Annotated in this window: 1 rRNA gene; it reads right to left on the reverse strand. The window is 51.5% G+C overall.

Going from position 1 to position 373, the window contains the following annotated elements:
• Positions 1-373, reverse strand: a 23S ribosomal RNA gene (locus TMES_RS22120); the annotation flags it as partial.

Genomic DNA, 373 nt, shown 5'->3' on the forward strand with positions numbered 1-373 from the left:
TACTCCTCCGTTACTCTTTAGGAGGAGACCGCCCCAGTCAAACTACCCACCATACACTGTCCTCGATCCGGATAACGGACCTGAGTTAGAACCTCAAAGTTGCCAGGGTGGTATTTCAAGGTTGGCTCCACGCGAACTGGCGTCCACGCTTCAAAGCCTCCCACCTATCCTACACAAGCAAATTCAAAGTCCAGTGCAAAGCTATAGTAAAGGTTCACGGGGTCTTTCCGTCTAGCCGCGGATACACTGCATCTTCACAGCGATTTCAATTTCACTGAGTCTCGGGTGGAGACAGCGCCGCCATCGTTACGCCATTCGTGCAGGTCGGAACTTACCCGACAAGGAATTTCGCTACCTTAGGACCGTTATAGTT

It is taken from the genome of Thalassospira mesophila (assembly GCF_002115755.1).
Lineage (GTDB): Bacteria > Pseudomonadota > Alphaproteobacteria > Rhodospirillales > Thalassospiraceae > Thalassospira > Thalassospira mesophila.